18 protein-coding genes, 1 tRNA gene and 1 pseudogene are annotated in these 18,837 nt (G+C 47.1%); 3 read left to right on the forward strand and 17 right to left on the reverse strand.

The window, feature by feature from the left end; genetic code table 11:
- Nucleotides 1-6 precede the first annotated feature (6 nt).
- Nucleotides 7-1,176 carry a hypothetical protein gene (locus ACES2C_RS16905; protein WP_374164244.1) on the forward strand — a complete coding sequence of 390 codons (1,170 nt, stop codon included), beginning with the start codon at nt 7-9 and terminating at the stop codon, nt 1,174-1,176.
- A 369-nt stretch (nt 1,177-1,545) separates the two neighbouring features.
- Here ACES2C_RS16905 and ACES2C_RS16910 read toward each other — a convergent pair whose 3' ends face one another.
- The 10 genes and pseudogenes from ACES2C_RS16910 to ACES2C_RS16955 all read right to left on the reverse strand — a co-directional run bounded on the left by ACES2C_RS16910 (nt 1,546) and on the right by ACES2C_RS16955 (nt 10,243).
- The gene (locus ACES2C_RS16910; protein ID WP_374164245.1) at nt 1,546-1,779 is read right to left on the reverse strand and encodes a hypothetical protein; all 234 of its coding nucleotides are present in this window, start codon (nt 1,777-1,779) and stop codon (nt 1,546-1,548) included.
- A 53-nt stretch (nt 1,780-1,832) separates the two neighbouring features.
- Nucleotides 1,833-2,522, reverse strand: a complete 690-nt coding sequence (locus tag ACES2C_RS16915) for an MBL fold metallo-hydrolase (protein WP_374164246.1) — start codon at nt 2,520-2,522, stop codon at nt 1,833-1,835.
- Nucleotides 2,523-2,578: 56 nt separating this feature from the next.
- Nucleotides 2,579-3,238: a Gfo/Idh/MocA family oxidoreductase gene (locus tag ACES2C_RS16920; RefSeq protein WP_374166975.1), complete on the reverse strand. Its 660-nt coding sequence runs from the start codon at nt 3,236-3,238 to the stop codon at nt 2,579-2,581.
- A gap of 51 nt (nt 3,239-3,289) precedes the next feature.
- Nucleotides 3,290-3,457 (reverse strand): annotated as a pseudogene (locus tag ACES2C_RS16925) (Gfo/Idh/MocA family protein); the annotation flags it as partial.
- Complete coding sequence (locus ACES2C_RS16930) at nt 3,439-3,591, reverse strand: hypothetical protein (protein ID WP_374164247.1); 153 nt, start codon at nt 3,589-3,591, stop codon at nt 3,439-3,441. The pseudogene ACES2C_RS16925 and the gene ACES2C_RS16930, both read right to left, overlap by 19 nt.
- A gap of 159 nt (nt 3,592-3,750) precedes the next feature.
- Nucleotides 3,751-4,098: a DUF2071 domain-containing protein gene (locus ACES2C_RS16935; protein ID WP_374164248.1), complete on the reverse strand. Its 348-nt coding sequence runs from the start codon at nt 4,096-4,098 to the stop codon at nt 3,751-3,753.
- Between the two features lie 12 nt (nt 4,099-4,110).
- The gene (locus ACES2C_RS16940; protein ID WP_374164249.1) at nt 4,111-5,715 is read right to left on the reverse strand and encodes a hypothetical protein; all 1,605 of its coding nucleotides are present in this window, start codon (nt 5,713-5,715) and stop codon (nt 4,111-4,113) included.
- Nucleotides 5,716-5,895: 180 nt separating this feature from the next.
- Nucleotides 5,896-6,465: a DUF4142 domain-containing protein gene (locus tag ACES2C_RS16945; RefSeq protein ID WP_374164250.1), complete on the reverse strand. Its 570-nt coding sequence runs from the start codon at nt 6,463-6,465 to the stop codon at nt 5,896-5,898.
- A 97-nt stretch (nt 6,466-6,562) separates the two neighbouring features.
- The gene (locus ACES2C_RS16950) at nt 6,563-8,890 is read right to left on the reverse strand and encodes a phosphoenolpyruvate carboxylase (RefSeq protein ID WP_374164251.1); all 2,328 of its coding nucleotides are present in this window, start codon (nt 8,888-8,890) and stop codon (nt 6,563-6,565) included.
- A gap of 486 nt (nt 8,891-9,376) precedes the next feature.
- Nucleotides 9,377-10,243 carry an SDR family oxidoreductase gene (locus ACES2C_RS16955; protein ID WP_374164252.1) on the reverse strand — a complete coding sequence of 289 codons (867 nt, stop codon included), beginning with the start codon at nt 10,241-10,243 and terminating at the stop codon, nt 9,377-9,379.
- 94 nt (nt 10,244-10,337) lie between these two features.
- On the opposite strand from ACES2C_RS16955, the gene ACES2C_RS16960 reads away from it, so the two are divergent.
- Nucleotides 10,338-10,952, forward strand: coding sequence for a YigZ family protein (locus ACES2C_RS16960; RefSeq protein ID WP_374166976.1), 615 nt, complete (start codon nt 10,338-10,340; stop codon nt 10,950-10,952).
- A 146-nt stretch (nt 10,953-11,098) separates the two neighbouring features.
- Here the strand turns inward: ACES2C_RS16960 and ACES2C_RS16965 are convergent, their stop codons facing one another.
- From ACES2C_RS16965 to ACES2C_RS16980, 4 genes are all read right to left on the reverse strand, one after another.
- Nucleotides 11,099-11,356 carry a hypothetical protein gene (locus tag ACES2C_RS16965; protein WP_374164253.1) on the reverse strand — a complete coding sequence of 86 codons (258 nt, stop codon included), beginning with the start codon at nt 11,354-11,356 and terminating at the stop codon, nt 11,099-11,101.
- Between the two features lie 774 nt (nt 11,357-12,130).
- Nucleotides 12,131-14,359: a Tex family protein gene (locus ACES2C_RS16970; RefSeq protein WP_374164254.1), complete on the reverse strand. Its 2,229-nt coding sequence runs from the start codon at nt 14,357-14,359 to the stop codon at nt 12,131-12,133.
- A gap of 343 nt (nt 14,360-14,702) precedes the next feature.
- Entirely contained in the window at nt 14,703-15,410 is a 708-nt protein-coding gene (locus ACES2C_RS16975) for a DUF3307 domain-containing protein (RefSeq protein WP_374164255.1), read from the reverse strand.
- Between the two features lie 5 nt (nt 15,411-15,415).
- Nucleotides 15,416-16,045, reverse strand: coding sequence for a hypothetical protein (locus tag ACES2C_RS16980; protein WP_374164256.1), 630 nt, complete (start codon nt 16,043-16,045; stop codon nt 15,416-15,418).
- A 188-nt stretch (nt 16,046-16,233) separates the two neighbouring features.
- Between ACES2C_RS16980 and ACES2C_RS16985 the strand changes: the two genes are divergently transcribed.
- A tRNA-Gln gene (locus ACES2C_RS16985) sits at nt 16,234-16,304 on the forward strand.
- Between the two features lie 185 nt (nt 16,305-16,489).
- Here the strand turns inward: ACES2C_RS16985 and ACES2C_RS16990 are convergent.
- From ACES2C_RS16990 to ACES2C_RS17000, 3 genes are all read right to left on the reverse strand, one after another.
- The gene (locus ACES2C_RS16990; protein WP_374164257.1) at nt 16,490-17,098 is read right to left on the reverse strand and encodes a class I SAM-dependent methyltransferase; all 609 of its coding nucleotides are present in this window, start codon (nt 17,096-17,098) and stop codon (nt 16,490-16,492) included.
- Nucleotides 17,099-17,202: 104 nt separating this feature from the next.
- Nucleotides 17,203-17,943 carry an SDR family oxidoreductase gene (locus tag ACES2C_RS16995; protein ID WP_374164258.1) on the reverse strand — a complete coding sequence of 247 codons (741 nt, stop codon included), beginning with the start codon at nt 17,941-17,943 and terminating at the stop codon, nt 17,203-17,205.
- A 79-nt stretch (nt 17,944-18,022) separates the two neighbouring features.
- Nucleotides 18,023-18,589 (reverse strand): Crp/Fnr family transcriptional regulator, encoded by a 567-nt coding sequence (locus ACES2C_RS17000; protein WP_374164259.1) that lies wholly within the window; start codon nt 18,587-18,589, stop codon nt 18,023-18,025.
- Nucleotides 18,590-18,837: the final 248 nt, after the last annotated feature.

An 18,837-nucleotide genomic window follows, 5' to 3' on the forward strand; every position in this document is an offset into this window, starting at 1 on the left:
AAGCCTATGATTATCTCAAGAGAAGAGTTCACCGAGCTTTCGAATCATCAGGCGGAAAACTGTGTAACAGTGTATATGCCCACTCATAGTTCGGGTTACGAGGTGAACGAAAAACATGATGTCATTATTTTCAAAAGCATCCTTCAGAAAGCACGTCAGCAACTTGAGGCGAAAGGCTTGGACCAGGCAGCTATTGAAAAAGTACTAAAAAAGGGTTTTGAGCTCGTTGATGATGAGCCTTTCTGGAAGTCGCAGTCCGAGGGACTGGCAGTATTCCTCTCGGAAAGCTTCGTTAGAGTGATCAAGCTGCCTGTACCGGTTAAGGAAAAGCTCATGGTAAACGACTCGTTCTTCCTGGCGCCTGTGCTGCCCTTAATGAAAGCACGGAAGCCCTTTTACCTGCTGGTGCTGAGCAAGCATGATGCAACGTTTTACGAAGCCGACGCCTATGGGATGAAGAAGATTGAAGTGGAAGGGCTGCCCAACGGCATGGACGATGTGATCCGGTACGAGGAAAAGGGCGGAAAGCAGCTGATGCGCCGCGCCGGAGCCAGTACCGGAGCTGCAGCCACTGAGGGTGCCAACTTCCACGGACATGGCGCAGGACTGTCGGATGACGATGAGTATCTGGAGCAATATCTGAAAGAGGTTGACAAGACCTTGTGGACCGAGGTGTTGTCTAAGCAAAATGCGCCGCTGGTTATTGCAGCGGTAGATTACGTACTTGCGGCCTTTAAACGCGTGTCTAAATACAAGAACGTGTGGACCGACCATTTAACCGGAAACTTTGAACACGAAGAGCGAAATGCCTTGTACGAAAAAGTGAGACCGAAGATGGAGGCCTACTTCAAGGAAGACACCAAGAAAGCCCTGCTGAATTATTACAATAACTCAGCTAAAGAGCTCACTTCTTCGCTCCCTGAAGATGTCATACCGGCCAGTTACTACGGGCAGGTATCCGACCTCTTTGTTCAGCGCGATGAGCACATCTGGGGCAGTTTCAATGAAACTGGTAATGAACTTGTCTTGCATGACAATCAGGAGCAGGGTGACGAGTGCCTGATCAACAAGGCTATCATCAAGACCCTGATGAATGGTGGCGATGTACACGTGCTGGATAAAGAAAACATGCCGGCAGATAGTAAGATTGCAGCCTTCCTTCGCTATTCCGCGTAGAAAAGCCTGCCCTTGTGCACAAAAGAAAAGAGGCCGTATCGCACCTGATCCCGGCCTCTTTTCTATGCTTAGTCATTAACGCGTGGTGAATTTAATCTGAATTATACCACCGTTTAGTCCTTCCCTTTAGTAATATCACATCAAATTTCTGCTACAAGTAAACTTTGCGTCAGCCTGTTTTCTTTTGTTCAGATTTCAATTGAAATTCTTTGCGCTAAAGAGCTTACACCTGTAGCAATCTTTTATTTCCTGAATTCATCATATCGCTTTTCAAAACCCCTTTTTATTCAGCACCCTCTCTTTTATAAAAGCCAGCACCATAAAAAAGCGCCTTGCGGCGCTCTTATACATGTGTAAAATTTTGAAGGATTACCCCTGCAGCGTCTTTTTTATCCCCCAGACCAGACTTAATGCAGTCAGGGCACCTACTATTGCAATGCCGGCCAGGACTCTTGGGTTGGCAACCCTCCGGGGGATATATTGAACGCCGTTCTTATTGGCGCGTGCAGGTTCTTTTACGTAACGGCCGTAGTCAGGAACCGCTTCTTCTTCAAAATGCTCAATAAGATGCTGCAGCGAGTCTTTCAGTTCCTGTCCGTACATCGGGTATCCATGCCCTGTGGCAGCCGCTTCAGGTTCGAGCGCAGCAAGGCGTTTTACCGATTCCTTCGAAGCCCCCAGTCAATGGTAAAGTATTTGGGAGGCCCTGATAATACCTTCTTCTGGGTGATGACCGAGAATGCCGACTCCTGCTTGGTAGTAACGAATGTGTCTGCAGCGATAAGCGTTTTATCGAGATCCCGGAAAAGTGAGATCTGCCCTGGAGCATGGCCCGGAGTATGAATAAAGCGCCAGTCGGGCAAGCCGGGGACCTTGTCGTCTGTTCCGAGTCGGCGTACTTTTCTTCCGAGATCTTTCGGGCTGTTGGGAAACATCCACGACATGACACTCATCATGCCGCCTCCTACCATCGGATCAGGCGGAGGATAGCTTGATATTCCTTTCAGATACGGCAACTCCAGATAATGTGCGTACACGGGAACATCCCATACAGCAAGCAGTTCTTCCAGTGCACCTACATGGTCAAAATGTCCGTGGGTAAGTACGATAGCTGAAGGTTTGGCTCCCGGTCCGAACAGGTCCTCGGCCATTCTTATGATCTTCCTGCCCGACCCTTTCAGCGCCGCATCAACCAGAATCCAGTTGTTGGCGCCTTCCTCCCCTGCGGCGATGATGTAAACGTTGACGAAGACGATCTTCATCCCCCATACCCGCGGACCCACCGTGAAGTACTCCACGCCGGAACTCTTAATTTTAGTATATCCGTTTTTTTCAGTTGTTTCCATAAGCAGAATGATATTCTATTTAACAGTCTATCATTCTACCTGTTTTAAAAAACGTCTCAGCTTTCGAGGACTTCCATCTGCCAGATCACCTCATCCTCTTTAACGGGATAGTCGGCTCCCTCGCGGATGTGCGCATACACTGCGTTGAAAAGATGATTATAGTTTGATCTTAGAGAGGTAAGGTACTGCACATCCGGCGTTCCGTTCTGTCCGATGGTGGTAAGCTGCGCCTCTGAGCCGTCCGGTTCTACTCCGTAACCCTCCGTTCCGGGCAGCATGCCCTGCTCCAGCTGGGCTTCCTGCACATCTGTGCGCGACTTGATAAATGTCCCTTTGGTGCCATGTACGACAAAAGACGGCAGTGGACTTGCCACCAGGAGGCTGGAGGTGAGATACACATGCACGTGCTCGCTAAAGAGCAGTTCGATGTGCAGGTAATCGTCAACTTTCGAGCCGGGCCTGAACACGCCTGTTGTCTTCTTCCATGATAGAGGCCTTCCAAAAAGGCTGATCGCCTGATCAAGTATGTGAGGACCAAGGTCGTAGGTAAGGCCGCTGGCTGGCAGCTGTTCCTCCTTAAAAGCTTTCTGACTGATTTCCGGCTTGTAACGGTCGAAGCGAATATGAACTTCTATCGGCCGTCCCAGTTCGCCGCTCCTGACCACCGAGCTCAGCTGCTGGAAGTCTGAATCCCATCTCCGGTTCTGATAGACCATCACCTTCACCCCCTGTTTTCGGGCGAGATCAAACAGCTCTCTTGCTTCTGCAGATGAGGCAGCAAAGGGCTTCTCAACAAGCACATGCTTGCCCGCTTCGATTGCTTTTCGCGTGTATTCATAGTGAGTATTGTTAGGTGTATTGACAATAACGAGGTCTATTTTTTCATCCGCAAGCAGCTCTTCAGCCGAACTGTAACTTACAATAGCGGGATACCGCTCCGCTGCCTTTTTTTGCTTCTTTCTACAACAGCATACAGCCCGAAGTTGGGGTTGGTCTCTATAAAAGGCGCATGAAAAACCCGGCCCGACATCCCGTACGACAGGATGCCTGTAACAATGGTATGGTTCATAGTCTTAGTTTTACGTTTTGTAGTATAAGCAGCAAAATTACTATATGGTTTGACAGGAAATAGCTCTTTAGACGTTTTACTGTCTGCCGCGGATGATCCTGTTCGGCGACAAGGCCACCGGCGACCCTTCTATTACCTGTACCGAATGGGGCTCCCCGCTCAGGTAGGGAACGAGTTGAGGGGGTAAAAAGTATTGGCCAGCCACTTGAATACCGGCTTCCTTACAAATTCACGAATAAATACCACGCCTCTCCGATCGTCGTTCTTTTCCTTCCTGACCAGGTAGAAGCGCAGGTTAAACTCCTCAAATGCCTGATGGAAGGGAAAGGGAATAAGTGCAAAATGGGTATGCAGAAAAAGAAAACCCGCCAGGCTTATAAAGCACTCGCCCTGGTAAAGGTCGTATTCCGTACCAGGCGGAAGCCAGGGATCAAGCACCTCCTTATCAATCCGGTAGTTCACAAAGATGATTTTTCGCCATTCGGCCTGCATCGCCAGAACTTTCATCGCTTTTTCCTCCTAAATACCCACAGGCTCCTTTAGTCCGAAGAATATCGTCTTCCATATCAGAGCGAAGAACGACTTTTGCAAGGGGCGTTTGTAGGTTGAGTGAAAGGTCTTTGCATCGTCTCCTTTTTTTGGATAGTTGTCGTTGACCTTGAAGGTATTGGCAATAAAGCTAAGCAAACCCCTCTTTTTTAGCTTTCCATCATCGTCCTTCTTGAGTGCATTGATCTTCAGATCCTGATAGGTCAAAAATATCGCACCTTTTGCTTTGTAATTATCGCCCTCTATATCAGCTTTAAAACGGCTGATGTGTGCCTGCTTGATCTCGACTGAACCGAGCGGAACAGTAGCCTTGTTGAGCGCAGTACCATCCATATCCTGCAAGTCGGCGTATACTGAAAAGATGCCCTCTTTCTGCCTGGCCAGGTTGAAACGAAAGCCAGCCTTCAGTGTTCCCTGCTTCATAAATTTTGAAACGGCGTCAATCTTCAGAAGGCCATTTTCACTTATTCTGGAGTCGATGTTGGTGATATTGCTTATGGTAGCGTTGGTATTCCAGAATAGGATATCGCCCTCTCTTCCGGTCTTAATGTTCAGCTCGCTGTACGTGATGTCGAGGTCCTGCACGTCTATCTTCTTGACATAGAGCGGCATGTCGAGCTTGAAAAGATTCTGATGAGGGTAGTTTCCCAGCTTCTTTTCATTGCCTGCCGGTATTCCCTTATCACTATAGACCTCAATCTTTCCGTTCGCAATGCGCGCATCAGAAATGAAAAGACCGTTCCCTTCAATGAAGCGCCACCAGTCAATGTCGTCAAGTGCAAGGTTATTGATACTGATGTTGTACCGGTCCTTCCGCTTCTTTACGAGCTTGCGAAAAGCCGCTTTACCCGCTCTTGGCTCAAGCTTCAGCTGACGGATTCGAACCTTGTTCTTCGCTGCATTAATTGAAATGCTGTCTAGTTTAAAATTATAGATGCTGTCGGCAGTCTTGTGTACAAAGTCTTTCAGCGATATAGCCGCATCCTTTGCATAAAAAAAGCGCGTGGTATCTCTCTGCGTATTCTCATCGATCAGAATATCATCCAGGTCAACCATCAGATCTTTAAAGCTAGTTTGTACCTTATCCCCCTTTTTATGATAAGTAAAGTCGAGGTTCTTAAGCGTAAGCTTTTTTAGTCCGAAGCTTCCTATTTCATCCCGGATCAGCTCGTACACGCTGCTGCTGTCCTTCGCCTTCTGGCCCTTAGGCTCAGAGAGGTGATAAAGATGAATAACCGGATGGTCGGCATATAGCACGTCCAGCCGGATGTCTTTTTTCCTGATTAGATCATCCGGCGTGATGCCGTCTATCGCCAGCGCGTTCAGGCGCAGCTCAAAGACGTTGGGAGGTGCTGTATTTGATTGCTGCATCTTTGCATAGACCAGCGAGTCATAACTGACATGAATATCAGAAAGTATGAGGCGGGAGTTCACGACATCGGCATTGATCTTCGCCACTTCAATCCTGTAGAGCCCGCGCGAACCCTTTGCTACAAGTTGCTGAAGCTTTCCCTTTAGTTTAGGTTCAAAATCATCCAGTTTGCGGTATTTCAGGTATAGATATGATCCCAGCACAGCAAGGATAATGACTGTACTGAAAATGACTATTTTTTTCTCATTGTCAGTACAACAATCAAACGTGGTTAAAGTTGCGGGGGAACTGCGCGGCGGGTCTATAGAGGCGTGTTTATAAAAAGAACAGGGGCAGCATCCTGAGCGGACCTACCCCTGTTTCTGTCGTAGCATTGCGAACGACTATTTTTTTATAGCTTCATTGATACGTTTGGCCGAATCAAGGTGCATTTTAAGGATGGGAAGTGTTTTTGCAGCAAAAGCCTTCACCTCTGGATCAATAGAGCTCTTTGATGTCTCATCGAAGAGCGTGATATCGTCTACATGGTCTTTGTTCATCATGTCCATGTAGTGCTTATCGAAGTCGGCCCCCGTCATTTTCTGCATTGCTTCCATGTGCTTCTGATGCTCATCGCTCAGCGTAGCCGGAAGGGTCACGTTCTTGGCTGATGCCAAAGCTTTCAGCTCCTCGTTCGCCTTAGAATGATCCTTAACCATCATCGCGCCAAACGCTTTTACACGTGCGCTCTGTCCGTTTTTCTGGGCAAGATTACCAAGTTCAACCTCGGCCATACCACCTGCTGCTGCCTCCACCATAAAGTGAGAGAGGCTGTCGCTTACCGTTTCTTTTTGCTCGTTTACCTCGCTAGCCTGTGTCGTGCTATCGGTTTTTCCTGAATTGCTGTTTCCGCAGGATTGCCATACCAGCATTCCTGAGGCTGCTATTAAAAAGAGATATTTACCTGTTTTCATAGTTGAATGTTTTAACTTAGACAGTAAACACTTATTATACAACTATGTTTTTAAAGCAACAGGCAAATATCTCTATTTCTGTCGGAAGCGGCTTAATTTATGCCACGTTTCTTCCGGCATTGACAATACCGTATACTGTCCGGATAATAAGTTTGCTCAGGATCTGAACCGTATTTTCGTCATGGTCTCCCGATTCCAGTTGCTGCAGCGCATAATGCTGTATGATAACCAGAGGCAGGATAATCCGCTCCCGGAGTGCAATGGAGCGACGTTCTACCGGATATTGTTCCATCAGGATCGTTGTGCCGGTCAGTTCAAGCATCAGGGCACGGGTGAGATCAAACTCGTCTTTTAGCTTACGCCAGAAAGTACCAAACTCCGCATCGGATTCAAGGAAAGCTGTAATCCTGAAGTCGGCCTTCGACATAGACATGATGCAGTTATCCATCATGGTTCTGAACTGGCCTGAGCTCTCGTAGAGCGACTTTACATCGCGCCATGTCCCGTCTTCCTTAGCTTTCTTCAAGGCAGAGCCTACACCATAGAAACCGGGGATATTTTGCTTTAACTGCGTCCAGGCGGTAACAAAGCTGATGGCACGAAGGTCTTCGAGCTTTAATTCGCCTCCTGAGTTTCTTTTTACCGGCCGACTGCTGATGTTGATCTGCGAAAGCAGCTTCAGCGGACTGTGTCTTTCGAGGTACTTCAGGAACAAGGGGTCTTCGCGAAGGGTAACAAAGGCCTGATGACTGGTCTCCGCCATGGAAGCCAGCAGGCTCTTCTGTTCTGCGCTCAGGGTATTCCGGTCGTTATCGTCAAAGGACGACAGAACGCCGGCATTAACCATCTGCTCGATATTAAAATGAGCGCTGTCAAACGAGCCGTAGTGGCTGCTGATAGTCTGCCCCTGAATCGTTAGCTGGATATGGTCATTGGCAATCTCCTTGCCCATCGTTGCATAAAAGCGGTGAGTCTTACCACCCCCACGTGCAGGAGGCCCGCCGCGACCGTCGAAGAATGCGAGTTGAATGCCATACCGGCGCGCAAGAGACGTGAGTTCGATCTTCGCCTTGTAAATTGACCAGTTGGCCATCAGATAACCGCCGTCTTTGGTACTGTCAGAGAAGCCGAGCATGATCACCTGTTTGTTGCCTCTTGCCTTCAGGTGCTCTTTGTAGAAGGGATGTGAATACAGGCGCTCCATAACAGTACCTGCTGCCTTCAGATCCTGCACGGTCTCGAACAAAGGAACGAAGTCGACAGTGAGGTCCTCTTTCTTCCAACCACTCCAAAGGAAGAGTGTGATCAGCTGCAGGATGTCTGAAGCTTGCTGGCAGTTGCTGATGATAAAGCGGTGCGAGGCCTTCTCTCCTCCGCCAGTCTGCATCCTTTTCATCAGGCGTATGGTAGCGAACGTGTCGTTGGTCAGGTCGTCATATCCTTCGGCTGGAATGTCGGCCTCAATAAAAGATATTGCGTTTATCTTTTCTTCTTCCGAAAGCTCATCGTAGTTCGACGGGAATACGTCTTTAATGAAAGCCCTTCCGGCAATATGTGCTTTTCTGAGCACGCGGCTGTCCTGCCTGATATCAAGAGAAGCAAAATAGCAGCCGAACAGGCGCACCTTGCGGATGAGATTGTCTACACGATCGGCAAACAGACCGTCATGAGAGCGCAGCAGTACGTCTTTGACAGCTTCAAGATTCTGAATGATCTCGTTCTGCATGTTTTCAGGCTCGCCAGCCCTCACGAACGAGTTCTCATAGAATAGATCCTGGAGGCGGTTCATGTTGTCTTCTACCCCGCGGAAGGTAATACGTCTTTTCAGCGAGCGGAAGTCGCGATAATAGCAGCGGAACAGGATCTCCCGGAGCAGGTCAGAGACCTCACGGGTTGTTGCTGTCGTCACGTTCGGATTGCCGTCCCTATCACCTCCTGGCCAGAAGCCTAGTTCGATCAGCTGGTGTGCGTTGAATATAGGCGACTCGAACTCATCTTCAACCTGCTTCTGGAGTTCGGAAACAACGTTATAGAATACATTCTCAAGGAACCAGGCCAGACTCGCAGCCTCATTGACTGGAGTCGGCTTACTCTTGTTGAAGAACGGCGTTTTCCCCAGCTGCTGCAACAGCAGGTGTATGTTGTTGATGTTGTTTGACTTAATTGCTTCAGTCAGATCGGTAATAATGGCGAGCACCCGGCCGGGGTAAAACTGAGTGGGGTGGGCTGTAAGTACCAGGCGTAAGGAGAAGTCCTGAAGCTTTTGCTTAAGCTTTGCCTTGAGCGACGGATTAAAAGAGGCTTGCTGAAGAAGGGCCACTAATGATCCGCTTTCTTCAGGGCTGTGCGTCTTTGAAAACGCGGCATCTTCAATAGCATCAAAAAGGACCACCTGTCTTTCGATATATTGAATGAAGCGAAACAAGAGATCAAAGCGGTCGGAGGCCTGGATATACTGCTCGTACTGCCCAAAAAACTTTCAATAATATCAGCAGGAGCAATGTTTTGCTTGACACTCTCTTCGCAATGTGTGGTAAAAAACGGCAAAAGCGTACCTGTATGCTTTACCCGGTAAAATGGCAGAGTAAGGAATAAACTGTTGTAAAGTTCAAACCTTGTGACTACCTCACTGGCAAAAACTGCTTCTTTCTGGCTTAATTTCATTGATCACATTTATGGTTGAAAAAAACAAAAATAATAGCTTTATGTGTACACCGAAATTTTATTGAACAGTGATTGAGGGACTTAGATAAGAAACTGTGGCTTGCAGAGCAAGACCGCAGTTGATTTCCGCTTGTTATAATATTGATAGCTAATATCTTACCTGATTAAAATATCCGCAATATTAGTGCGGGCGAGAATAAAAAAATTTAAAAAAATATCTGTTTTTTTAACCAGTTTAATAAGATGTTTAACCATTGATTATTTCTCCGCCGTTAGGGTGCAAAACCTGACCGGTCATATAGCTTGAATCTGCTGAAGCGAGGAAGACATAACACGTCGCTACTTCTTCAGGCTGCCCCGGCCGTTTTAAGGGGACGTCGTTTCCGAAGGTAGCAACATGCTCCTCAGGGAAAGTTGAAGGAATAAGCGGAGTCCAGATAGGACCCGGAGCCACTCCGTTCACCCGGATGCCTCTTGGTGCCAGGGCCGTAGACAAGGATCGCGTAAAGCCCACTATAGCCCCTTTGGTAGAAGCATAGTCGATGAGGTGACTGCTTCCCCTGTACGCCGTGACAGATGTGGTGTTGATGATAGCGCTTCCCTTGCCGAGGTACTTAAGCGCTGCTTTTGTGAGGAAGAAGTGCGGAAAGATGTTAGTTCTGAACGTCTTTTCAAGCTGCTCTGCAGAGATCTCTTCCAGATTGTCTTTGGGATACTGCACGGCAGCGTTATTGACCACGATATCAAGCCTTCCGAACTCTTTCACTGTTTGCTCCACAATGTCAATACAATGCTGTTCGCTGCTCACATCGCCGGGGATGAGCAGGCATTTTTGACCTTCATTCTCCACCTGCCACTTCGTTTCCTTAGCGTCTTCGTGCTCATCAAGATAGGAGATCGCTACGTCAGCTCCCTGCCTGGCAAAAGCTACGGCAACAGCACGGCCTATTCCGCTGTCCCCTCCTGTGATGATGGCTACCTTTCCTGCAAGTTTGGAAAATACGTCCTGTTGTTCTCCTTCATAGGCAGGCCTCGGTGTCATTTCTGATTCTATACCCGGCTGTTTGTCCTGATGTTGCGGCGGTTGCGCTCCTTTTTGTTGCTCTTGTGTCATGTCGTTCAATTTGATAGATCTTTGGAGTACTTAACAAGTAATGAAAAGCAGGGTTTTAATTTTAGCCTTTATCGTTTTTGCCTATACTTGCCGCATGTTGTTTGACGATACATACCGGACCATTACCGGACCGGCGGAAGGGATATTCAGAGATAAGGGAAGTAAATTCATTGCCTCCGCTTTTCCGATACGGTCTGAAGAGGATTTTAAGGATCAGCTTGCGGCAATAAAAGCGGAGCACCCCAAAGCCAGGCATCATTGCTGGGCCTTTCGTCTCAGTCCTGACAGGAATGTGTTCAGGCTCAATGACGACGGCGAGCCCTCCGGCACGGCCGGCCGTCCCATTCTGAACACCATCCTTTCGGCCGATCTTACCAATCTTGGGGTGGTTGTAGTGCGCTATTTCGGCGGGACGCTTCTGGGTGTTCCGGGCCTGATCAATGCGTACAAGACTGCAACAGCTGAAGCACTAAAGGAAGCGAAGGTGGTTGAAAAGACAGTGAATGACGTCTATAGCCTGCACTTTGACTACCTGAGCATGAATGATGTGATGAAAATTATTAAAGAGGAAGGGCTGGCCATTTTGAAGCAGGACTATGAAGACAAGTGCGTTATTGAGCTTGAAATACGGAAGGGGCAGTTAAATAAGGTGCTCGACTGGCTCGGGAAAATTGAAGGCCTTGAGCATCGGTATCTTCACACGGTTTGAGCAAAATATTGCCGCGGGCTTGTAGTTCGTGCAGTGCAACTGGCAAAGGCGCCAGCAGCCACAAAAGTCTTTATACATAAAAGAGGCCGGCCCATACTAATGAGACGACCTCTTTTATTTTATTCTGCCCTTATCAGGTAGAAACTTTAGTTTTTGAGTTTTCTGTCGATCCCCTGGGTGATCTTGTTCATTAGAGAGGCTGGAATATTGCCTTTTACCATTCTCCATCTCGAATCCAGGTCCCGGACAATCGTACACAAAAATGTGTCATTGTCTAACTTTACCTGGTATCCTTCAGCATCTTGAGTAACCACTAATTCATTAAACTCCCCATAATCAAACAGATTGATAAAAAAATTAAAGCTATTCGCTTTGGATGCGATGCTGTTCTCTGCAATGTTCATATCAGTGGAACAATTCGTAAAATAAAAGGTTCTGGGATTTTGTAAAAATTATCTTCTTTTTTTACGGGTCTGTCTCGCTCCTTATTTTTTTGAAAAATTGGTCTCAAAACGTCCTGATAGACGAGCTTTCTTCATAAGGCGATGACGTGTTCCTGCGACGTACCATGTTAGTACCATGGTATGGACTCGGGCGCAATAAAACGGGCTTTGCGAGGTGCTTGCGCCGTCCCTGGGTTCTATTGAGCCCGTATTGAGCCTGTGTTGACCCCGACATGAGTCCGACTTTTGCCTACGTAAGTCGGACTCACGTCGGGGTCAGGATGCCCTCACCTTCCGGTCAACAGAGCGCATACAGGATGCAGGGACCAGGAGAACAGGAGGTGTTTCAGAATGAGGTACGAATTTGGCACGCTTTTGCATCAGGACTGAGGACCGGCCACTACGGCCCTAGCCGGGAAGATCTGAAGCATTTCTAAACTGCAAGGGCAAGATGATGTGACAGAGAGTCGATCGTTCGGATCTGCCTCTAGCCTAAGGGAACCAGGTTATTGATTCCACTGGAAAAACAGTTGACGCTCTTAATTATTTAGTGTAGAGCTCAGATTGATGCATTTAAAGCAACAGCCAATACCTCCAATAACATTAAGAAGCGATCGCGCTGAGAACTTTAGAGATAAACATTCATTAGCTTCACTCTGCAACGGGCATGAAGGTAAGAACATGGTGGAGGCCATTGAAACAACGATCAATGGCCTCAATAGAATCGCTCTGATTCTAGGAAAATTTGCTTTTCAGGGCCGCAAGTTTTGCACTAAAATCCTCTGCTTTCTGCTTCTTTCCATGCGCTTTTGAGGGTCTGGTTCTATCCGGCACGCTTTCGTCCTTCTTCATCGACAAGGAGATCCTCTTTCTGTTTATATCAACCTCTGTAACGGTTACTTCTACCTTTTGATGGACCTTGACCACTTCATTAGGGTCTTTCACAAAACGATTAGCAAGCTGGCTTAAATGAACCAGTCCGTCCTGATGGACGCCGACATCTACAAAAACCCCGAAGTTTGTAATATTGGTTACGATGCCGGGTAACTTCATACCGATCCTGAGATCAGAGATATCGTTTACTCCCTCGGTAAAGCTGAACGCTTCAAACTGCTCCCTTGGGTCTCTGCCAGGCTTGGCTAACTCCTGTAAAATATCTTTTAAGGTGGGAAGTCCGACTGTTTCGCTTACATAATTTTCGATCCTGATCTTTTTGCGCAGGTTTTCGTCCTTCATCAGATCCTGAACCTTGCAGTTAAGGTCGGCCGCCATCTTTTCAACCAGGGCATATCGCTCGGGGTGAACAGCGCTTGAATCAAGGGGATGCTCCGCATTTCGAATGCGAAGGAAGCCGGCACACTGCTCGAACGCTTTTTCACCAAGGCGCGGCACTTTTTTAAGTTCCGTTCTTCTTTTAAAAGCTCCGTTTTGATTTCTGTACTCTACGATGCTTCTGGCAAGCTGCGGGCCGAGTCCTGAGACGTACGACAGGATCTGACGGGAAGCAGTATTGAGCTCCACTCCCACTGCATTTACGCAGCTCACTACGGTATCGTCCAGAGATACCTGCAGCTTATTCTGATCAACATCGTGCTGATACTGACCTACGCCAATTGACTTTGGATCGATCTTAACCAGTTCGGCAAGCGGATCCATTAAACGCCGGCCAATCGACACGGCACCTCTGACGGTAACATCCTTATCCGGAAATTCTTCGCGCGCTACTTCAGAGGCGGAATAGATGGAAGCACCGCTTTCGTTAACCATCACGATGGTGACGCCCGGCAGGTTAAGCTTACGTACAAATGTTTCTGTCTCGCGTCCTGCGGTACCGTTTCCAATGGCTATTGCTTCCACGGCGTGTATGTTCACAAGATGTTCTACGGTCTTTTGGGCTTCTGCCGCGCCACCTGCTCCGGTGTGCGGATAGATGGTGGTGTTCTCCAGCAGCTTCCCCTGTTCGTCAAGGCAAACGACCTTACATCCGGTACGGAAACCGGGGTCGATTGCAAGGATCCTCTTCTGCCCCAGCGGAGCAGCGAGGAGCAGCTGACGGGCGTTCTCGGCAAATACCCTTATGGCCTCTTCATCAGCGCGCTTCTTCGTAAGCAAGCGGACCTCAGTTTCCATAGACGGCTTTAGCAATCGCTTGTAGCTGTCGGCTACAGCAAGTCTGACCTGGTCAGACTTGCTGTAGCCTGACTTGACAAAAAAGCGGTCGAGAATGGCTACTGCATCTTCCTCCTGGGGAGCAACGTTCAGACTGAGTACCAGTTCTTTTTCGCCTCGTCGCATGGCCAGGATCCGGTGTGACGGAGCGGTCTTTACAGGCTCGTGCCAGTCAAAGTAATCCTTGTACTTTTCTCCCTCAACTTCTTTTCCTTCAATGACTTTTGATTCGAATTCGCCTTTCTCCAGGAAAAGCTCCCTGATGAGGGACCGCGCTTCTGCGTGCTCGCTTATCTGCTCGGCGATAATATCACGTGCCCCGGCTAAAGCGTCGGCATCTGAATGAACACCCTTTTCTTCGCTTATATATTTTGATGCCTCTTCCAGTACGTCAAATTTTTCTTGCGCCATAATAAGATCAGCGAGTGGCTGGAGGCCTTTCTCCCGCGCAACACTTGCTCTGGTTTTGCGCTTGGGCCGGTACGGCAGGTAAAGGTCTTCCAGGGCTGTCATAGTCTCAGCATCCTTTAATTGCTGCTCCAGCTCTTTGCTAAGTTTTCCCATCTCGGTCAGCGACTTGAGTATGGCGTCGCGGCGCTTGTCCAGTTCACGTAATTGTTCTGCCCGGTCGCGGATTGTAGCTACCTGAACTTCGTCTAAGCTGCCGGTCATCTCTTTACGGTATCTGGAAATAAAAGGGACTGTGGCCCCCTCGTCCAGTAAGGATACAGTTGTGCTGACCTGCTTTTCGGTCAAAGAGAGCTCTTCTGCGATCTTTTTAAAGTGTGAAATCATATTTCTGAGACAAAATCAGTAAAAGACTGCGAATTTGGGGCTATCCCTTCACATATCAAAATTTGCTTATCCACAAAAATCGAGGGGACAGCTCAGTAAAAAAGCTATTTAAAGATGGCTTTCGTATCGCCAAAGCTACGTAATGGTCGCAATAACCTAGCGAAGCAATCTCATTGAGGCGTTGGCAAAAACAGTTTAATGCCTCAATACCTAGTGAAGCCAAGCGCATGGGCGTCTTGGCAAAGCAGTTAACCGTGCAAATAAAGTAGCGAATCGATCTCATTGAGTCCTTGTAAAAAACAATAGCGATCTCAATAACCGTCAATAGACGTGCGGGGAAACGCTATTTCAGCGCTGCTTTAACAAGCAATCCGGTGGTAATGGCGGTGGCGACACTGATGAGGGTGCCGATAAGAACGTACTCCGAACGTTGAGGAGCATCTTTGGTATCGCTGAAGCGGAGTATGGACTTGGCCGCGGTTAGCAGTCCGATTGCGGCGTATTGATCGAAAACAACCAGCACGAATATAATGAGGCGTTCCAGAATGCCAATCCATTTTCCTGCACTGCCAAGGCTGTTTTCCTGAGGATGGATCTGGTTTCTCCATTTCGAGGTCAGCATTCCGATTGTGATACCGGCGGGGTAAGAGAGGAAGATGATTGCCATGGTGCATAACCAGAAGTGGGTGGTATTGAGCGAAGTCAGGGCGCTTGTAACTTCCGGAATCTCTCCAGGAAATAGATACAGACCAAGAGCGGCAATAACGGCGATGTGCAGTATCTGATCGGCAACAAAGTAAGCCACTGTCTGGGGCCTGTAGGACTTCCAAAGGTCAATGAAGAAATGGGTAATGAGTATCACGAAGGGAACTGCAAGATACGTGAAGCCGGTAAATGTCCAGGCGAGCAGGGCTGTTACCAGGACGTGCAGGTACAGATGATGCGACCTCCAGTGATATGTCATCCGCCCTTTTACCCAGGCTTGCGGCTGAAGAACGAAATCTGTAAGGAGATGGGCAGAGAGCATTTTAAGGTACCAGAGGGCTAACATAGGGGCTAATTAATCAGTGATACAAGTTTACGATATATTCTGATTGCTTTATCAAGCTCTGTCCAATTTGCTGCTTGCGCGTGTTTGTTTATTGTCGATTGCGTTTTTCCGAGCTTTCTTGCTGCTTCTGTCTGGGTGTATCCGCTAAGCAATTCGGCAACTACCTGAGCTTGTTTTACTGATAGTTTTTGAATCAGGAGGTCTGCTAATACGGCGACAGCTTCCAGTCCGGTATCTACTTTAGGCTCAGCGCAGCGGATGGCTAATCTGGAGGTCGTTTTAGTTAATTCATCTAGCTCTCTTCCTGAAAGTAAGAACGCTTCTCCCTGGGCTGTCGCTATATCTTTAACTGGCTCTTCAACTGCACCTATACCAATAGCAATGCGGATGTCAATCACATCACCTTCGCTTTGGGAGGAGTATTGCAAGGCGATTGCTCGTAATCTCAGGGCCAGAGTAAGCGCTTCCTCCGGTTCGCACAAGGCGTGGAAACTATCTCCGCGGTAGATGTCGCTTTTGGCTTTTTGCCACTTCAGTTCAGACTTGATAGTGGCCAGTAACTCTTCAAGCTGCTTTTTATTTAGAAAGCTTGAATTGACAATATCGCCTGTTAGTACTGCTTTAGATGGATGCATGCTTCAAATATAGCTTAATTAGGCGATAATTTGAAATTATCGCCTAAATTGGCGATAAATAGAAAATATCGGCTTATTAGGCGATAATATACCTGTCCTCGCAAAATTTTCAATTTCATTTCTCACGAATCATTTTTATTGTATTTTTGCACCACATTCAGGCGCTGATAGCCTGACGTTCTTTAAATAGTCTTGTAGTGTAATGGTACCACGTCAGATTCTGGCTCTGAAAATCTAGGTTCGAACCCTAGCAAGACTACGAAAAAAGCCGCTTAGTGAATTCTAAGCGGCTTTTTTTATTAAACTTAATCGCTGTAGTGGCGGACTTGTGTCTGTTAACCTAAAGATCTAAACTTATCGCCTCCTCCCATCGGAGTAGAGAAGAGAAAAATTAAAAGATCAGAGTTACTTTACCCTGACCGTTATTGCAACGGCTATACTGTTTCAATTTGCTTTCTTAAAACAGGTAATCAAAAACAGGGGATGATTTTCGGCCACTTCAGTGATCCCGACTAATCCGTACTTGCCAAACTCCTCCTGAACGGAAGTTTCGTCATAAAAAAATATCTTGACGCCTCCGAACTGCTCGTACCGGTCCTTGCTGAGAAAGGTGCCCTGGCCGAAGGTCAGTGCTTTCTTTGATATTGCCGTAAAGACCATATATCCGTTAACAACCAACTGATCATAGCAATCGCCAATGAATTTAGCCCTTTCTTGTTCATCCAGCAGATGAATCAAAGCATGGCTGAAGATACCTTCATAACGATCGTTATCGAAAGGCATATCTGCTACCGAACCATAGTGGATTTTCATTGTCGTGCCATAGTGCTTTTCTGCCAGTTCTATTGCTGTTCTTGAAATTTCGATACCAGTAACTTCCATTCCTTTGCTCAAGAAGACCTGAGCGTTCCGGCCGTAGCCTATTCCGGGGATAAGCACCTTTCTTACCCCCTTCGTTTCAAACAACGCAGCTGTGAGCAATGCCGATTGCGCAGACTCAAGTCCCCACATTTCCTGCTTGTCCTTAAATGCTGCTTCCCAAAACTCTGTCATGATGTTCTTAATTTAATTCAGTACCCGTTCAAAACAACCAGGGAAATAAAGCCCCCCTTGATAAAAGTAAGTTTATTCAGTTAGATTTGGCAAACAGGTATACTCTACCAGGGAATCTCTCCGGTTTCGGGGTTTGTTTCTTCACTGAAAAATTTACCCGTGGGGCCGTTCTTATCTGTCAGGGCATATTTAATAATCCTGTTAGCAGCAATGCTTACTTCCCCGCCATTGAAGAATGTAAAATCAGTCTTTGTCAGTCCCGGACAAACAGCATTCACTTTAAAATTAGTATCGCGCAATTCATAGGCCAGCTGTATCGTGTACATATTCAAAGCAGCCTTCGACACGGCATAGACACCATATTTTGCGTACTTATATGCCGGCCACTGCGGATCGCTTTGTAATGAAAGCGATCCGACACTGGTACTCACATTGACTATTCGTGGTTCAGAAGCATTCCGTAATAAATCCAGAAATGCTTGTGTAACGCTCGCTACTCCAATTACATTGGTTTTAAGTGCATCCATATATTCGTTCCTTGTCGCTTCAAGAATGGTATACGGTGCACTTCCTCCATTGATACCGGCATTATTAATAAGAACATCGAGTACCTGTGTCTTTTTACCTACTTCTTCACGAGCATGCCGAACTGATCTATCGTCGGTAACATCTAATTGTATTGCTTCAACATGCAATAGTCCCTCTGCATTTAATTTCTTTACCGCTTCCAGACCGTTCTCCAAACTGCGGCTTCCAATAAAGACAAAAAATCCTTTTTGTAAAAGCTGTCTGGCTGTTTCGAATCCAATACCCTTGTTGGCTCCCGTAATTAGTGCTGTTTTCATACCCTGTAAACATTAAATTTCCGATCCAAAATTCGGGCATTCAACAGCGGAGCTGTTTACCAAATGGTAAAAAAGTAAGTCAACGGATATTTCGCCGTATTCTGCTTAGCGATTGTTGTGTTACTCCCAGGTATGAGGCGACGTATGACAACGGAATGCGATTGATGGCCGAAGGATAATTTTCCAGGAACTCTAAATATCTTGTGGTAGCATCCTGCGATATTACAGGGCCTTTTCTCGATTTTTGGTACATACATAGTTGCACCATCTTATTTTTAACAGAGTCCCATTCAACGATACTATCAGAGAGCTCCTCCCAATCCTTTTTGGAAAAAACGATAAGGCTGCAATTGGTAACCGCCTGGAGATACTCGGACGAGGGAGTGTTTGCCTCAAAGTTGAGGTAATCACACACCATACTATTTTCAAGAACGAAACACCGCGTAATCTCTTCTCCCTTCTTGTTGTAGTAACAGCCCCGAATAACTCCTTCGGCAATAAACCCGACCTGCTTCGGGATTTTTCCAGCCTCCGAAAAGTAATCGTCTTTGTTTATCTGTAGTGTTTTCCCTTTATTTAAGACAAGTTCAACTTCTTGCTTGCTGAGACTTCCAAATTTCAAAATGTACTGAACCAGTTTTTCCATTGAATACAGTTTAAAAAAATCGCGTTCCCTATCCCATAAAAAGTAAAATCAGAAAAGCCTGCGCGCTGCTTTTCCTTATTGTGGCACAGGGCTCATGTTTACTAAGCCTTGAGTATGTAAATCTAGTATTTTGATCGAAGGCGGGCACTGAATGAAAACGCTCATCCCTCCCTGTGAATAAAATTTGATCCAACGATGAAACTCGTGTTTCAAGACTTGAAGCGCCCGACATTCAGGGCTGCTGCTAT

This window comes from Arcticibacter sp. MXS-1, from assembly GCF_041902385.1.
GTDB lineage: Bacteria > Bacteroidota > Bacteroidia > Sphingobacteriales > Sphingobacteriaceae > Arcticibacter.

Excerpts from the sequence above, each read along its gene's own strand:
- ACES2C_RS16905 (WP_374164244.1), top strand. The coding sequence starts at position 7 with ATGATTATCTCAAGAGAAGAGTTCACCGAGCTTTCGAATCATCAGGCG.
- ACES2C_RS16970 (WP_374164254.1), bottom strand. The coding sequence starts at position 14,359 with ATGATTTCACACTTTAAAAAGATCGCAGAAGAGCTCTCTTTGACCGAA.
- ACES2C_RS16960 (WP_374166976.1), top strand. The coding sequence starts at position 10,338 with ATGTTGTTTGACGATACATACCGGACCATTACCGGACCGGCGGAAGGG.
- ACES2C_RS16945 (WP_374164250.1), bottom strand. The coding sequence starts at position 6,465 with ATGAAAACAGGTAAATATCTCTTTTTAATAGCAGCCTCAGGAATGCTG.
- ACES2C_RS16995 (WP_374164258.1), bottom strand. The coding sequence starts at position 17,943 with ATGAAAACAGCACTAATTACGGGAGCCAACAAGGGTATTGGATTCGAA.
- ACES2C_RS16965 (WP_374164253.1), bottom strand. The coding sequence starts at position 11,356 with ATGAACATTGCAGAGAACAGCATCGCATCCAAAGCGAATAGCTTTAAT.
- ACES2C_RS16990 (WP_374164257.1), bottom strand. The coding sequence starts at position 17,098 with ATGACAGAGTTTTGGGAAGCAGCATTTAAGGACAAGCAGGAAATGTGG.
- ACES2C_RS16915 (WP_374164246.1), bottom strand. The coding sequence starts at position 2,522 with ATGGAAACAACTGAAAAAAACGGATATACTAAAATTAAGAGTTCCGGC.
- ACES2C_RS16930 (WP_374164247.1), bottom strand. The coding sequence starts at position 3,591 with ATGAACCATACCATTGTTACAGGCATCCTGTCGTACGGGATGTCGGGC.
- ACES2C_RS16920 (WP_374166975.1), bottom strand. The coding sequence starts at position 3,238 with ATGGTCTATCAGAACCGGAGATGGGATTCAGACTTCCAGCAGCTGAGC.
- ACES2C_RS16955 (WP_374164252.1), bottom strand. The coding sequence starts at position 10,243 with ATGACACAAGAGCAACAAAAAGGAGCGCAACCGCCGCAACATCAGGAC.
- ACES2C_RS16935 (WP_374164248.1), bottom strand. The coding sequence starts at position 4,098 with ATGAAAGTTCTGGCGATGCAGGCCGAATGGCGAAAAATCATCTTTGTG.
- ACES2C_RS16975 (WP_374164255.1), bottom strand. The coding sequence starts at position 15,410 with ATGTTAGCCCTCTGGTACCTTAAAATGCTCTCTGCCCATCTCCTTACA.
- ACES2C_RS17000 (WP_374164259.1), bottom strand. The coding sequence starts at position 18,589 with ATGGAAAAACTGGTTCAGTACATTTTGAAATTTGGAAGTCTCAGCAAG.
- ACES2C_RS16980 (WP_374164256.1), bottom strand. The coding sequence starts at position 16,045 with ATGCATCCATCTAAAGCAGTACTAACAGGCGATATTGTCAATTCAAGC.
- ACES2C_RS16910 (WP_374164245.1), bottom strand. The coding sequence starts at position 1,779 with ATGTACGGACAGGAACTGAAAGACTCGCTGCAGCATCTTATTGAGCAT.